General features: G+C 61.9%; 10 protein-coding genes. 7 read left to right on the top strand and 3 right to left on the bottom strand.

Annotation, left to right across the window (positions count from 1 at the left end):
* Window position 1 precedes the first annotated feature (1 nt).
* The 4 genes from tnpA (at window position 2) to U0O11_RS15075 (ending at window position 3,084) form a co-directional block, all read left to right on the top strand.
* The gene (tnpA, locus tag U0O11_RS15090) at window positions 2–355 is read left to right on the top strand and encodes an IS66-like element accessory protein TnpA (RefSeq protein WP_324689574.1); all 354 of its coding nucleotides are present in this window, start codon (window positions 2–4) and stop codon (window positions 353–355) included.
* Entirely contained in the window at window positions 352–687 is a 336-nt protein-coding gene (gene tnpB / locus U0O11_RS15085; protein WP_175090695.1) for an IS66 family insertion sequence element accessory protein TnpB, read from the top strand. The genes tnpA and tnpB overlap by 4 nt, the downstream gene beginning before the upstream one ends.
* A 92-nt stretch (window positions 688–779) precedes the next feature.
* A complete protein-coding gene (gene tnpC / locus U0O11_RS15080; RefSeq protein ID WP_324689573.1) occupies window positions 780–2,309 on the top strand; it encodes an IS66 family transposase in 1,530 nt (509 codons plus the stop codon).
* Window positions 2,310–2,805: 496 nt separating this feature from the next.
* Window positions 2,806–3,084, top strand: a complete 279-nt coding sequence (locus U0O11_RS15075; RefSeq protein ID WP_054556829.1) for a hypothetical protein — start codon at window positions 2,806–2,808, stop codon at window positions 3,082–3,084.
* Window positions 3,085–3,263: 179 nt separating this feature from the next.
* Here U0O11_RS15075 and U0O11_RS15070 read toward each other — a convergent pair whose 3' ends face one another.
* Entirely contained in the window at window positions 3,264–4,109 is an 846-nt protein-coding gene (locus U0O11_RS15070; protein ID WP_248380608.1) for an acyl-CoA thioesterase, read from the bottom strand.
* A 201-nt stretch (window positions 4,110–4,310) separates the two neighbouring features.
* Between U0O11_RS15070 and tadA the strand changes: the two genes are divergently transcribed.
* Window positions 4,311–4,757, top strand: coding sequence for a tRNA adenosine(34) deaminase TadA (gene tadA, locus U0O11_RS15065; RefSeq protein WP_279836850.1), 447 nt, complete (start codon window positions 4,311–4,313; stop codon window positions 4,755–4,757).
* A gap of 108 nt (window positions 4,758–4,865) precedes the next feature.
* Here the strand turns inward: tadA and U0O11_RS15060 are convergent, their stop codons facing one another.
* Together U0O11_RS15060 and mltF are read right to left on the bottom strand one after the other, a co-directional pair.
* Window positions 4,866–6,821, bottom strand: a complete 1,956-nt coding sequence (locus U0O11_RS15060; RefSeq protein WP_052384859.1) for a GGDEF domain-containing protein — start codon at window positions 6,819–6,821, stop codon at window positions 4,866–4,868.
* An 82-nt stretch (window positions 6,822–6,903) separates the two neighbouring features.
* Window positions 6,904–8,397, bottom strand: coding sequence for a membrane-bound lytic murein transglycosylase MltF (mltF, locus tag U0O11_RS15055; RefSeq protein WP_082388806.1), 1,494 nt, complete (start codon window positions 8,395–8,397; stop codon window positions 6,904–6,906).
* Between the two features lie 172 nt (window positions 8,398–8,569).
* Here mltF and purL point away from each other — a divergent pair, with 172 nt between their 5' ends.
* Window positions 8,570–12,484 carry a phosphoribosylformylglycinamidine synthase gene (gene purL / locus U0O11_RS15050; protein ID WP_324690616.1) on the top strand — a complete coding sequence of 1,305 codons (3,915 nt, stop codon included), beginning with the start codon at window positions 8,570–8,572 and terminating at the stop codon, window positions 12,482–12,484.
* A gap of 396 nt (window positions 12,485–12,880) precedes the next feature.
* A complete protein-coding gene (locus tag U0O11_RS15045) occupies window positions 12,881–14,527 on the top strand; it encodes an FMN-binding glutamate synthase family protein (protein ID WP_199852285.1) in 1,647 nt (548 codons plus the stop codon).
* The last annotated feature ends 89 nt before the right edge of the window (window positions 14,528–14,616 follow it).

The raw sequence follows: 14,616 nt of genomic DNA, 5'->3' as shown, positions 1-14,616 counted from the left end.
CGTGTTGGAAGTTCCTCGCAAGCGTCGCCGCTTCACTGCCGCCTTCAAGGCCAGGATCGTCGAAGCGTGTCAGCAACCCGGTGCCTCCGTTGCCGGAGTGGCGTTGGAGCACAGCCTGAATGCTAACCTGGTCTACAATTGGATCCGTACCACCCGTCAGCAAACGGCTGTGCCAGAAATACCGGCATTTGTACCGGTGCCCATGACTCGCGAGTTGTCACCGGCCACTTCCCAGCATCAGGTGGCGGACCCTATTCGCCTCACCATCCCGCACCCCAACGGCCCGATGGTCATCGAGTGGCCTGCCTCGGAGGCCGACACCTGTCGATCTCTGATTCGGGAGCTGCTCGCATGATCCGCATCGACGAAATCTGGCTGGCTACCGCCCCCCTGGATATGCGGGCCGGTCCGGACACTGCGTTGGCCCGAGTGGTGAAGGTCTTCGGCGCGGCTCGCCCGCACTGTGCTTATCTGTTCGCCAACCGGCGTGGCAACCGCATGAAGGTGCTGGTCCACGATGGTCTGGGCATCTGGCTGTGCGCCAGGCGCCTGAACCAGGGCAAGTTCCATTGGGCTGGCAACCGGCATGGCGATTGCGTCGAGCTCTGCCCCGAGCAGGCCATGGCACTGGTGCAGGGCCTACCCTGGCAGCGTCTCGGCACCGACGGCGTCATCTCTGTCGTCTGACACGCCAGGCCAGGTACGGCACAGAACCTCCCGGCCCGCTATTCGCTGATGCGCCAATCCCACTGCCTTCGGCGGGCTGGCATACTGGCGGAATGACGACGCCCCCCGACTTGACTCAACTCTCTCCCGATCAGCTCCGCCACTTGGCGGCAACGCTGATGACGCAGGTGGAGGAAAAGGAGAAAGCGCTACGCCACAGCGAGCAGGTCAATCAAAAGCTGACCTATGAAATGGCATTGCTCAAGCGCCACGCCTTCGGCAAGCGCAGCGAGCATCTCAATGTCCTGCAGATCAGCCTGCTGGAGGAAGGGGTGGACGCCGACATTGCTGCCATCGAGACCGAGCTGGAAGAGCTCCACCTCACTGCTGCCACGCCAGTGGCAAGGAAGACGCCCAAGCGCACGCCCTTACCTCCCGAGCTACCGCGCACCGAGATTCATCATGATCCGGAGAATGATCACTGCCGGTGTGGTTGTCAGCTGAGGCGGATCGGCGAGGAAATCAGTGAGAAGTTGGATTACACGCCGGGCGTGTTCCACGTCGAGCGGCATATCCGTGGCAAGTGGGTCTGCGACCAATGCGAGACACTGACCCAGGCACCGATGCCGACGCAGATCATTGACAAGGGCATCCCCACCGCCGGCTTGCTGGCCCAGGTGCTGATCGCCAAATATGCTGATCACCTGCCACTCTATCGCCAGGAGCAGATCTTCGCCCGCGCCGGCGTAGCGATTCCGCGCTCCACCCTGGCCGAGTGGGTCGGCACCTGCGGGGTGCGACTTCAGCCGCTGATCGATGCACTGCGTGAAGTGTTGCTCAACGAGCCGGTGCTGCATGCCGACGAAACGCCGGTACCGATGCTGGCCCCTGGCAAGAAGAAGACGCACCGCGCCTATCTCTGGGCCTACGCCACCACCCCGTATGCCGGGTTGAAGGCCATAATCTACGACTTCAGCGAGGGACGTGGCGGACAACATGCCCGCGACTTCCTCGGGAAGTGGCGGGGCAAGCTGGTCTGTGACGACTACAGTGGCTACAAGCAGAGCTTCGCCAACGGTGTTACCGAGATCGGTTGCATGGCCCATGCCCGCCGTAAATTTGTCGATCTGCACGTCGCTGGCAAGAGCCAGATCGCCGGGCAGGCTATCGAACTGATCGGTCAGCTATACCAGGTGGAGCGTGAGGTACAGTCACTCAGTGCAGAAGAGCGTCAACGGCTGCGGGAGACGAAAGCAAAGCCCATCGCCGATGCGCTACATCGCTGGATGCTGGCGCATCGCGAGAAGGTCCCGAATGGTTCGGCGACGGCGAAAGCGTTGGCTTACAGCCTGAAGCGCTGGACGGCGTTGACGCGCTACCTGGATGACGGCGCGTTGCCGATCGATAACAACCGGGTGGAGAACCTGATTCGCCCCTGGGCGCTGGGGCGTTCAAACTGGCTGTTCGCCGGATCTCTGCGCAGTGGCCAGCGTGCTGCCACCATCATGAGCCTCATTCAGTGTGCCAAGCTGAACGGCCATGAGCCCTATACCTACCTGAAGAATGTGCTGGAAAGGCTGCCGACCCAAAAGGCTAGCCAAGTGCACGAACTTCTGCCCCATCATTGGCAGCATACTGCGTGATCACTCACAAGCGGTGATGCCCGAACGCTTACTGTGATAGCCCCGCCAGGTAGGGTTTCTCCCTGCAAGAGTCGCGGATGGCCGCCCCATGACAGTCATGAAAAGTTCGTCAGGCACTTATACCGAACCGCCCCTGTAGCCTTGCTACAGGGGCGGTTCTCTTTGTGTGCAGGAAAAGCCGTGCTCAGGGAAAGTTGGCGCAAAAGAACTGCCGTGCTGGGGTAAATGCGTATAGCACAAGACATGGCTACATGAGCTATATGAGACAAAGATGCCTCTATCACTTCTGTGATAGAGGCATCTTTATTTATGGATCAGTATCACTGGGAAAGCGTTCTGACGCTCCATTGAGTGTACTTGATCGACAGGCATTCCACGCTGTTGAGAGGTATCTTTATCGGGAGATATCTTTGCTGTTGCTGCACCTGCTCGGTGTCTGCGCTGTCATTGAATATCACTCATTGAAGCTATCCATGAACAGGCGCAAGGAGGCGACATGTCGAGGGGCTTTTCATATTCGTTATCAAGACTTCTAGTGGCAGGGATGATGGCCCTTTTGATGGGGCTGATGTCATCAGAAATGGCATCTGCCGGGGAGCGAGAGAGGAAGATAGAGCGCTGTCAGTTCATCAAGGACAAGATCGAATATTATACCGATAGGCGTCGCGGCGGCGGGTCGTCGGGCCAGATGCGAAGTTGGCAGTCCCAGCGCAATGACTACAAGCAGCGCTATCGGGATGAAAACTGCACGCGCGTCAGAACAGCACTGAAGTGACTCCCGTAATGACGCGATAATAGTGAGTCGCAGTGCGCTACTCTCAGTGCTGTAGGTTGTAGATAGACGCAGCCAAAAATGACAATGCCCCTCCTGAGAATGTCTCAGGAGGGGCATTGTTGTTCAGGACGATTCGCTCAGGACAATTCGCACAGGACAATTCGCACAGGGCGATTCGTTCAGGGACGTTTGCGCAGGCGTGTCAGGCCTTCCTGGGCGCTGGATGCCACCAGTTCACCGTGCCGGTTGTAGAGGCTGCCGCGAGCGAAGCTGCGTGCGCCTCCCGCCCACGGGCTATCCATCTCGTAGAGCAGCCAATCATTGACGCGTACATCGCGGTGGAACCATAGCGAGTGATCCAGGCTCGCCATTTGCAGTTCGGGCGAACCGAACCGCACACCATGTCCGCCGAGGCCTGTCGCCAGCAGATTGAAGTCGGAGCTGTAAGTCAGCAGGTAGCGATGTAGGGCATCATCTTCCGGCAGCTCGCCTGCCAGTCGGAACCACAGCCGCTGGCGTGGTGGGGGGCAGGCGTCATCATCACTCGCCGTGATCGGCGCCTTCAGGCGCAGGAACTCGATGGGGTGGCCTTCGTAGCGCTCGATACGTGCCCCCTGTTCGATCAACTGCTCTGGGGACTCGATATCGGGCATGGCGAGCTGATGCTCGAATCCCGCCTCCTTGCCATGGAAGGAGGCGCTGCAGAAGAAGATGGTCTTGCCATTCTGGATGGCACTGATGCGGCGGGTCGTGAAACTGCCGCCATCACGCACGCCATCAACCTGATAGATGACAGGCTTGTGGGCATCGCCCGGGCGCAGGAAGTAGCCATGCAGAGAGTGAACCTGGCGTTCGACCGGTACCGTGCGTGTCGCTGCGGACAGCGCTTGTCCGAGTACCTGTCCACCAAATAGCTGAGGGAAGCCGAGGTCCTGACTGTGCCCTCTGAACAGGTTCTCTTCCAGGGTCTCAAGACCCAGCAGGGTGACCAGAGCCTCAAGAGGCGCAGTAGCTGTTTGGGTCATGGATCTATCCTTGTGCTGAGGGGCAGGCGCTCGGAGCAGTGCCAGACCGAGCGGGTCGGGCAATGCAGGAGGAAGCGCGAGCGCCAAGCCGTTATCATGGTGAGCGAAACAATGGCCTCAGGATACCGGAGAACAACGGTGAGTGACGAGTTGGCGATAGCGCCGCAGGCCCGGAGTGGGCCACGTGGGGATCATTACTATATGCATCGGGCGCTGGACCAGGCGCGGCTGGCATTCGAGGCTGGCGAGGTGCCTGTCGGCGCGGTGGTGGTGGATCCCCAGGGCGACATCATCGGCACTGGCTACAATGCGCCGGTCAGCACCCCGGACCCGACGGCACATGCCGAGGTGCAGGCCTTGCGCGCGGCGGCGGCCCGACTCGGCAACTATCGTCTCGACGATTGCACGCTGTATGTGACGCTGGAGCCCTGCATGATGTGCAGTGGCGCCTTGATCCACGCGCGGGTGAAGCGGGTCGTCTACGGGGCGGCAGAGCCGAAGACCGGCATGGTGGAATCGCGTGCCAACCTGTTTGCACAGCCCTGGCATAACCATCACGTCGAGGTGGAAGGGGGGCTATTGGCCGCTCAGGCCAAGCGCTTGCTCAAGTCCTTCTTCGCTGAGCGGCGCGGTGAGCTTCCGCGCTGATCCTTTCATGCTGAACCTTCCGCTCAGATCCGCCCGAGCAGGTCTTTCCGCTCAGTTCCGCTCGCACAGATCTCTCCGCGTTGCGATCGTGTTGGTCTCCATGAGTCGTCAGGCAGCGACCTGAACCTGATTGCGACCACTGGACTTGGCGCGATACAGCGCCTCATCCGCTGCCTGCAACAGTGCATCCAGCCGCAACGGAGCGCGCGCCACGCATGCCATGCCCACGGATACCGTGACGACGCTGTCCGTGGCGGGCTGCGGCAGTCCTGCAGCCTGCACGGCACGCCGCAGCTCTTCCGCCAGAGTGCGGCCTACCGCGCGCGGGCATTCCGGAATGCACACCACGAACTCCTCGCCACCGAAGCGCGCCAGTATGCCGCCGGCAGACTCCACGGGCGCCCGTGAGACGGCGGCAATCTTCTGCAGGTAGCGATCTCCCTCCAAGTGACCCAGTTTGTCGTTGATCGTCTTGAAGAAGTCGATATCCAGAATCATGACCGTCAGAGGCATCTTGCCGCTGAAGCTCTGCACCTGCTCGAGGAAATAGCGACGATTGGGCAGCTGGGTCAGCTCGTCGTGACGCGCCAGCCACTGGATCTCGTTCTGCAGTCGCTCTCGCCGCACCATCTCTTCGCGAAGTGCATCATTGGCATTCTTGACGATGCCGTGCTCCTGCGAGACGCGGCGATACATGTAGATCACCAGGAAGAGCAGATAGGCCAGCAGCATGCCCGTCAGCAACGTCACTTCCGGCAGACGGCCGCGAGTGGCCGCCAGGAACTGCTGTGTCGGCTGCAGACCCAGGGTCAGGTCGGTGGCGGGCAGCTCGATGGGGATGCGATGGCCCCAGGGCGCCAGACGGCTTTCCGGGCCGACATGGATATAGATGTTGCCGCGCTCTGACAGGGTGACCGCAAATGCCTCATTGCGTGCCGTGTCCATGGCCCTGTCGAGCAGAGGGGCCAGATCCACCACCATGGCGATCGCCCCCAGGATGGTGCCATCACGAGGATCGCGCACCGGCAGGTAGGACACCATGCCCTTGCCGCCCTGAATCAGGTCGATGATGCCGGTATGGCCCTCGATGCCAAGTTCCAGCGGGTTGCGCAGCGGCGTATCCGGCTGAGCATCCAGCAGGCGTACGCCCAGCACATCATGATTGCGGCCCTTGTCTGGGAAGACGCGCGTTATCACGCTGTCCGGGTCGATGAAGGCGATGTTCTGGAAGTAATCGAAATCCTTGTAATAGCTGCGTGCCAGGCGTTGCCACTCTCCGCGTGACGGTGTCTGCCCCATCAGGCTCCAGAAACCGGCGAAACGTCGCATCGCATTGAGCTGGTCGTTGATCTCGCGAGACAGCTCCGTGGCGATCTTGTCGCCCAGTACGTAGGTCGACTGGTTGATGCGATTGTTCTCGTCCTGGCTCTGCTGCTGCCAGGCGAGCAGACAGACCAGGGTGATCGAGGAGGAAATGATCAGCGGTATGAGATTGCGGCGCCACATCTGCATGAATGCCGGCTGTAGATCGATCCATTGAGCGATCAACAGCAGACTGACGAAGCTGGTCAGCGTGATGCGTTCCGGGCCTGCCAGCACCATGCTGGCGACGGAAAGACTGGCATCGGACATCATGGCAAACAGCAACAGCAGCGTGACTTGCGTCAGCTGGATGGCAGAGCCGAACCCCAGTCGCATGCGCAACAGGGCGCAGGTAGTGAGGCCGAAACAGGCGAACAGGATCAGGATAGGCGGGCGGATATTGGCGATGTGCCAATCGCCCGGCAGATTGATCAGCAGGTCTCCCCAGTGGTCCACCCCCACCCAGCTTTCCGGTAGCAGGAAGGTGCAGATCAGCAGGATATTGAGGATCAATGAGGCGCTGAGGAACAGCTGACTGAGGGAGGTATTGCGCCAATGCCAGGCAGCCTGGCCGGCGGCTTGCAGGGTCAACATCATCAGCAGCAGCGCATTGGCTTCATTGCCGGCAGACGGCCAGAGCCCCAGCAAGGCGATGCCGAACGCGATCAGGCTTAGCGACATCAAGACGAGTCTGCGTGTCATTCCCTGTCCTTAGAGGCTCTTGATGCGTGGTGAAGATGCGTGCACTTGAGGCACCGGAGTGCTGACGGTCCGAACTCCATCCTCAGAGAATCGGAGGCACTGTATCGAAGGGGTTGCTGTCGCCTTCGTCGTCGGTAATCGGACGCTCATCCAGCTGATAGAACTGCTGCTGGCTACGGTAAACATAATTCAGTATTTCATAATAACGACGGATATTGCGGACATAGATGACAGGTTCTCCGCCACGTGCATAACCATAACGGACTTTCTGGTACCACTCACGATTCTGCAGCAAGGGCAGGGCTTCGCGGACATCCTTCCAGCGATTCGGGTCGCCGCCCTTCATCTTCACGATCCGTCTGGCGTCAAACAGGTGACCCAGGCCGACATTGTAGGCTGCCAGCGTCATCCAGGTGCGATCCGGTTCCTTGATCTCGTCCGGCAAGCGTCCCTTTATACTCACAAGATAGCGTGAGCCACCATCGATGCTCTGAACGGGGTCCAAACGGTTGGCGATCTTCATTTCGCGCGCCGTCACATTGGTCAGCATCATCAGGCCGCGCACCCCCGTGGGAGAGGTGGCCTTCGGCTGCCAGTGCGATTCCTGATAGCCCGTGGCGGCCAGCAGTTTCCAGTCGATGCCGGTTTCGCGCGCGGCTTCCTTGAAGGTGTCGATATAACGCGGCAGGCGGTCGCGTGCCTGGCGGATGAAGGTCCGTGCGCCGACATACTCGAGATAGTCATCATGGCCGAAATAGCGCTCGACCAATTGATCGAGGGTGCCATCCTGGCGACGTGTCTCGAGAAAATCATTGGCGGCGGTCAGCAATGAGATGTCGCCATGCGCGGGGAAGGCCCAGGCCAGGGTCAGCGGATCGCCCACGTCGAAGCCGTTCTCCACATTGGGGAAGAACAGGCGATTGAGCTTGAATTGATGGGCATAGACGACCGCCGCATCCAGCTTGTCTTCCTCGATGCGTTGCAGCAGGTCCGCCACCTCAAGCTCGCCGGTTTCCTTCCAGCTGAGCTCGGGGATGTCCTGCTGGACTTCGCGCAGTACCAGGCTGGTGCCGGCGCCCTTGATGACGCCGATGCGCTTGCCGACCAGATCCTTCAATTCCTTGGGCGGGTGCATCCCGCGGCGATAGACCACCATCGCCTGCAATTCGAGGATGGGGCGCGAGAAGCGCAGGTCCTGTTCGGAGAGATCCAGCGGCAGGGTCGCGGCCGCAAGATCGGCCTGATCATTGAGCACGCTCTGGGTCAGGCTCTCGATATTGTGCTCGGAATCCATCGACAGACTCACGCCAAGATAATCGGCGAAGTCCCGTGCCAGCTCGTATTCGAAACCGGTAGGCCCCTGACGGCCACGATAGAAGGTCGTGGGGGTATTGCGCGTGGCGACCTGAATGAAGTCGCGCGCGCGGACATCGTCCAGCCGCGTGGGCATCTCGATGAGGGTGCGCTCGGGCAGTATCAGCAAGGCGAGGGCCAGCGCCGCGACGAGGAAACGCCGCGCGTGGCGCAGCAGCTGTCGCACGGGCGGAATGAGAGAAGAGGGCGAAGTCTTGAGCATGCGTCAGCATCATTCACGGCAGGGCTTCCACCATACCGGCAGCTCAACACACTGTCATCCAACGCATGTCGCCTGCGGGCTTCGTTAAGGCTCGCCTTTCACGTATGATATGCGCTTGCTGCCGCCGTTTGGCGGTTGTCCGTTCACGCTGCTTCAGAGGCTTTCCCTGACCATGCTCGAACTGCGAGGCGCGCCTGCCCTTTCCGCCTTCCGTCACACCCGTCTACTGGCTGCATTACGCGAGCTGGTGCCGGAGGTGGAATCTCTTCATGCCGAGTACCTTCATCTGGCCGAGGTCGATGGTGAACTGAGCAGTTCCGATCGGACAACACTGGAGCGCCTGCTGGACTACGGCCCCAGTCGTGACGAGAGCGCTCCGGAAGGACATCTCTTCCTCGTCATCCCCCGCCTCGGCACGCTGTCTCCCTGGTCTTCCAAGGCCACGGATATCGCCGCCAACTGCGGCCTGCCGCAAGTCCGCCGCCTCGAGCGTGGCATCGCCTACCGCATCAAGCTGGACGCGCCCCTGAGCGAAGAGCTCTTCGCCACGCTGTCCTCCCGACTGCACGACCGCATGACCGAGACGGTATTGACCCGCACTCAGGACGCGGCACGTCTGTTCCAGCATCAGGCACCTGCCAAGCTTGCCCATGTCGACATCCTCGGCGGTGGCCGCGAAGCCCTGGCCAAGGCCAACGGTAGCCTGGGTCTGGCGCTGGCCGATGACGAGATCGATTATCTGGTCGAGTCCTTCAAGACTCTGGGCCGCAATCCTGCCGACATCGAACTGATGATGTTCGCTCAGGCGAACTCCGAGCATTGCCGCCACAAGATCTTCAATGCGGACTGGACCATCGACGGCGAGGCGCAGTCGCACTCGCTGTTCAAGATGATCAAGAACACCTACCAGCATCATCCGGATGGCGTGCTGTCCGCCTACAGTGACAACGCCGCCGTGATGGAAGGTCCGACTGCCGGGCGTTACTTCCCGACAGGCGAAGGCCACATCTATCGCTACCATCAGGAACCGATCAACATCCTGATGAAGGTCGAGACCCACAACCACCCGACCGCCATCGCTCCCTATCCGGGCGCCGCGACCGGTGCCGGTGGCGAGATCCGTGATGAAGGTGCGACCGGTGTCGGCTCCAAGCCGAAAGCGGGTCTGACCGGCTTCAGCGTCTCCAACCTGCGTATCCCGGGCTTCGAACAGCCGTGGGAGCACGACTACGGCAAGCCGGAGCGCATCAAGACCGCCTACGACATCATGCTCGAAGGCCCGATCGGGGGCGCTGCGTTCAACAACGAATTCGGCCGTCCCAACCTCAACGGCTACTTCCGTACCTACGAGCAGGATGCCTTCGGTGCCGGCGGCATCGAGCGTCGTGGCTATCACAAGCCGATCATGCTCGCCGGCGGTTACGGCAACATCCGCAGCCAGCACGTCGAGAAGGGCGATATTCCGGTCGGCGCCAAGCTGATCGTGATGGGCGGCCCGGCGATGCTGATCGGTCTGGGCGGCGGTGCTGCCTCTTCCATGGCCTCCGGCAGCTCCAGCGAAGACCTCGATTTCGCCTCCGTGCAGCGTGACAACGCCGAGATGGAGCGTCGCGTGCAGGAAGTCATCGATCGCTGCTGGGCGCTGGATGACAAGAACCCGATCTGCTTCATCCACGACGTCGGCGCGGGCGGTCTGTCCAACGCACTGCCGGAGCTGGTCAAGGATGGCGGTCGCGGTGGCCTGTTCGACCTGCGCGCCGTGCCGAGCGCCGAATCCGGCATGAGCCCGCTGGAAATCTGGTGCAACGAATCCCAGGAACGTTACGTGCTGGCGGTGGCGCCGGAGAATCTGGCCACCTTCGAAGCCCTGTGCGAGCGTGAGCGTTGCCTGTACGCCGTGGTCGGTGAAGCCCTCGAGGAGCACGAGCTGGTCGTCAAGGATGGTCACTTCGATACGCGTCCGGTCGATCTGCCGATGGACGTGCTGTTCGGCAAGCCGCCCAAGATGTCACGCAGCTTCGAGCGCCAGACGCTGGAACTGCCGGCGCTGGGTCTCGACAACCTCGACCCGCGCGAAGCGATGACCCGTGTGCTGCAGCTGCCCACCGTCGCCTCCAAGAAATTCCTGATCACCATCGGTGACCGCTCGATCACCGGTATGGTCGCGCGCGACCAGATGGTCGGTCCGTGGCAGGTGCCGGTGGCCGATTGCGCCGTCACCACCAGCTCCCTCGACAGCCATGTCGGTGAAGCGATGGCGATGGGCGAGCGTACGCCGGTCGCACTGATCTCGCCGGCCGCGTCCGCGCGTCTGGCCGTGGCCGAGGTGATCACCAACCTGGCCGCCGCGCCGATCGCCAAGCTGTCTGACATCAAGCTGTCCGCCAACTGGATGAGCGCTGCCGATCACACCGGCGAGAATCAGGCGCTCTACGAGGCCGTCCACGCCGTCGGCATGGAACTGTGCCCGGCGCTGGACCTGACCATTCCGGTCGGCAAGGACTCCATGTCCATGCGCACCGCCTGGCAGGACGAGAACGGCGAAGACAAGTCGATCACCGCGCCGCTGTCGCTGGTGATGACAGGCTTCGCGCCGGTCACCGATGCCATGCGTACCCTCACGCCGCAGCTGCGTCGCACGCTGAATGGCGAGGCCGTGGAGACAGATCTGATCCTGATCGATCTCGGCCATGGCGCTCACCGCCTCGGTGGCTCCGCGTTGGCGCAGGTCTATGGTCAGGTCGGCAACGAAGCGCCGGATCTTGCCAAGCCCGAAGACCTCAAGCACTTCTTCGAGGCCATCCAGCGCTTCAATGTCGAAGGCAAGCTGCTGGCCTATCACGACCGCAGCGACGGTGGTCTGTTGACCACCTTGATGGAAATGTCCTTCGCGGGACGTGTCGGTCTCGATATCTCCCTCGACTGGACCGCCGCCGAGCCGGGTCAGGCCACCGGCGCGCTGTTCGCCGAAGAACTGGGTGCCGTGGTGCAGGTGCGTCGCGAGCATACCGAGTCCATCCTCGCCGAGCTCAAGGCCGTGGGCCTCGAGCACAGTGGCGTGATCGCCACGCCGCGTGCCGATGAGCAGATCAACATCACGCTGCTGGGCCAGAACCTGCTCTCCACCACCCGCGCCAGTGCCGAGCGCCTGTGGGCCGAGACCAGCTATCGCATGCAGGCCGCACGTGACAACGCCGATTGCGCCAAGAGCGAATTCGAGTCCATCAACGACGTGCGTGACCCGGGCCTGACCGCCCAGGCCACCTTCGACGTCAACGAGGATATCGCGGCGCCGTACCTGAACACCGGTGCACGTCCGCGCATGGCGATCCTGCGCGAGCAGGGCGTCAATGGTCAGCTCGAGATGGCGGCAAGCTTCGACCGTGCCGGCTTCGAGGCCGTCGATGTCCACATGAGCGACATCCTCGAAGGGCGTGTCGATCTGGACACCATGCGGGGCCTGGTCGCCTGTGGCGGCTTCTCCTACGGTGACGTGCTGGGCGCTGGCGGTGGCTGGGCCAAGTCAGTGCTGTTCAATGCGCGTGCGCGTGAACAGTTCGAGCGCTTCTTCAACCGTGACGACAGCTTCGCGCTGGGCGTCTGCAACGGTTGCCAGATGCTCTCCCAGCTCAAGGAGCTGATCCCGGGTGCCGAGGCCTGGCCGCGCTTCGTGCGCAACGAGTCCGAGCAGTTCGAGGCCCGTGTCGCGATGGTCGAAGTCGAGAAGAGCGCCTCGCTGTTCCTCGATGGCATGGAAGGCTCGCGCCTGCCGATCGCCATCGCGCATGGCGAAGGGCGTGCCGAGTTCCGCGACAGCGCTCACCTGCGCAAGATGCAGAGCAGCGGCCAGGTCGCGCTGCGTTACGTCGACAACTACGGCCAGACCACCACGCGTTATCCGGCCAACCCGAACGGCTCGCCGTCCGGCATCACAGGTCTGACCACCGATGATGGTCGCGTGACCATCATGATGCCGCACCCGGAGCGTGTGGCGCGTGCCGTCACCAACTCCTGGCGTCCGGACGACTGGCAGCAGGATGGCGCCTGGTTGCGCATGTTCCGCAATGCCCGTCGCTGGGTTGACTGAGCGACGTGACGCGCCAGCGACTCGGCCTCATCGGCCGATGAGGCTGGCGCACGCCACCAGTGGCGAAATGCAGTAACGGGAGACGCCTTCGTGGTTCACGCCACGAGGGCGTCTTCTTGTTTACAGGCATGCCGAAAGCATCGTGGTGCGACTGGCTCAACAGCGGGTTCCACCGTTGAGCAGGACAGTCGGCCCGGCATACGGCAGGCTGGCGTCATCGTGATGTCGCCATCGCTATCGATGATGATGCCTCCCTGACAGGCATGGCGTGTTCCGTGGCCGCCGCACTGGACGCAACCCGTGGTCGCGACTCTTGATCACAACCCCTGGCCGCAACCCCTGACCCTCCCACAACGACAGCCCTGACATTGCTGTTCGCTGGCAAAGGAAGCCTTGATGAAACTGAAATGGTCGCTGTTACCTCGCTACTCCGTCTTCGGGCTCTGTGTCCTCGGCTTGCTGGTCTGCCTGGGGCTGTCGGAGCTGACGCCCTGGATATGGCCGCTGACGCTGCTGATGGCCTTTCTGGTCGCCGTCGGCATCTACGACATGCAGCAGCCGGATTACGCCGTGCGTCGCAACTATCCGGTGATCGGCAACATGCGTTATCTGTTCAAGGCGCTGCGTCCGGAAATGCGTCAGTACCTGTTCGAGTCGGACACCGATCAGCTGCCGTTTTCCCACAAGCAGCGCGAGCTGGTCTATGCGCGTGGCCGTCAGCACAACTCCTCCCAGCCGTTCGGCACCTTGCTCGATGTCTATTCCGACAGCTATGAGTTCATCGGCCACTCCATGCAGACCTCGAGCGTGCCGGACCCCAAGGGCTTTCGTCTCAACGTCGGCAACTCCCAGTGCTCGCATCCTTACAATGCCTCGCTGTTCAATATCTCGGCGATGAGCTTCGGCTCCTTGAGCGCCAATGCCATCCGCGCCCTGAACAAGGGCGCCAGGCTGGGCAACTTCGCCCATGACACCGGCGAAGGCAGCATCAGTCCCTATCACCGCGAATTCGGGGGCGATCTGATCTGGGAGCTGGGCAGTGGCTACTTCGGCTGCCGCGACGAGGAAGGGCGCTTCGATGGCGAGAAGTTTGCCCGTCAGGCGGCCAGCGAGCAGGTCAAGATGATCGAGATCAAGCTCAGCCAGGGTGCCAAGCCCGGCCACGGGGGCGTGTTGCCGGCCAGCAAGATCAGCGAGGAGATCGCCGAGACGCGCGGGATTCCGATGGGCAAGGACTGCATCTCGCCCTCCAACCACGGTGAGTTCTCCACACCGCTTGAGCTGTTGAGCTTCATCCAGCGCCTGCGCGAGCTGTCGGGTGGCAAGCCGGTGGGCTTCAAGCTGTGCCTCGGTCAGCCGTGGGAGTTCATGGCCATCGTCAAGGCGATGCTCGAGACGGGGATCGTGCCCGATTTCATCGTCGTCGATGGCAGTGAGGGCGGCACCGGCGCCGCGCCGACCGAATTCACCGACCACCTCGGCACCCCGCTGCGTGAAGGGCTGCAGTTTGTCCACAACTCGCTGGTGGGCGCAGGGCTGCGTGATGAGGTGCGCATCGGGGTCAGCGGCAAGATCATCAGTGCCTTCGATATCGCCTGCGTGATGGCGCTTGGGGCGGACTGGGTCAATGCCGCACGCGGTTACATGTTCGCGCTGGGCTGCATCCAGTCACTGAGCTGTCACACCAACAAGTGCCCGACGGGGATCGCCACCCAGGATGATCTGCGCCAGAAATCGCTGGTCGTGGAAGACAAGGCCGATCAGGTGCGTCACTTCCATCACAACACCCTGCATGCGCTGGCCGAGATCCTGTCGGCGGCGGGCCTGCATACGCCCTGGCAGATCACCCCGGACCACCTGGTGCATCGTGTCTCCGAGAATGAGGTCAAGCTGTTCTCGCACCTGCATCCCTTCCTGACCAAGGGCGCACTGCTGACGCAAGGGGATGACTATCCCTTCTATCGTCGTGTCTGGGCGATGGCCCAGGCCGAGAGCTTCCAGCCGCGATCGCTGTCAGAGGTGTCGGGCGCCAAGCGCGAGTAGACCATCGTCACTTCTGCGACCAAACGACCGTTCAACAACCGGGCGCAGGCAGTCACACTGAGACGTAGCGAGTCATGCCCGCGGGCAGC

The organism is Cobetia sp. D5 (genome assembly GCF_035666195.1).
Taxonomy (GTDB): domain Bacteria; phylum Pseudomonadota; class Gammaproteobacteria; order Pseudomonadales; family Halomonadaceae; genus Cobetia; species Cobetia amphilecti.
This window is presented reverse-complemented; position numbering and strand designations above follow the sequence as displayed.

Bases quoted from the DNA above. Each gene is read 5' to 3' on its own strand.
- U0O11_RS15070 (WP_248380608.1), bottom strand. From the start codon at position 4,109: ATGACCCAAACAGCTACTGCGCCTCTTGAGGCTCTGGTCACCCTGCTG.
- mltF (WP_082388806.1), bottom strand. From the start codon at position 8,397: ATGCTCAAGACTTCGCCCTCTTCTCTCATTCCGCCCGTGCGACAGCTG.
- U0O11_RS15045 (WP_199852285.1), top strand. From the start codon at position 12,881: ATGAAACTGAAATGGTCGCTGTTACCTCGCTACTCCGTCTTCGGGCTC.
- U0O11_RS15075 (WP_054556829.1), top strand. From the start codon at position 2,806: ATGTCGAGGGGCTTTTCATATTCGTTATCAAGACTTCTAGTGGCAGGG.
- tnpC (WP_324689573.1), top strand. From the start codon at position 780: ATGACGACGCCCCCCGACTTGACTCAACTCTCTCCCGATCAGCTCCGC.
- U0O11_RS15060 (WP_052384859.1), bottom strand. From the start codon at position 6,821: ATGACACGCAGACTCGTCTTGATGTCGCTAAGCCTGATCGCGTTCGGC.
- tnpB (WP_175090695.1), top strand. From the start codon at position 352: ATGATCCGCATCGACGAAATCTGGCTGGCTACCGCCCCCCTGGATATG.
- purL (WP_324690616.1), top strand. From the start codon at position 8,570: ATGCTCGAACTGCGAGGCGCGCCTGCCCTTTCCGCCTTCCGTCACACC.
- tadA (WP_279836850.1), top strand. From the start codon at position 4,311: ATGCATCGGGCGCTGGACCAGGCGCGGCTGGCATTCGAGGCTGGCGAG.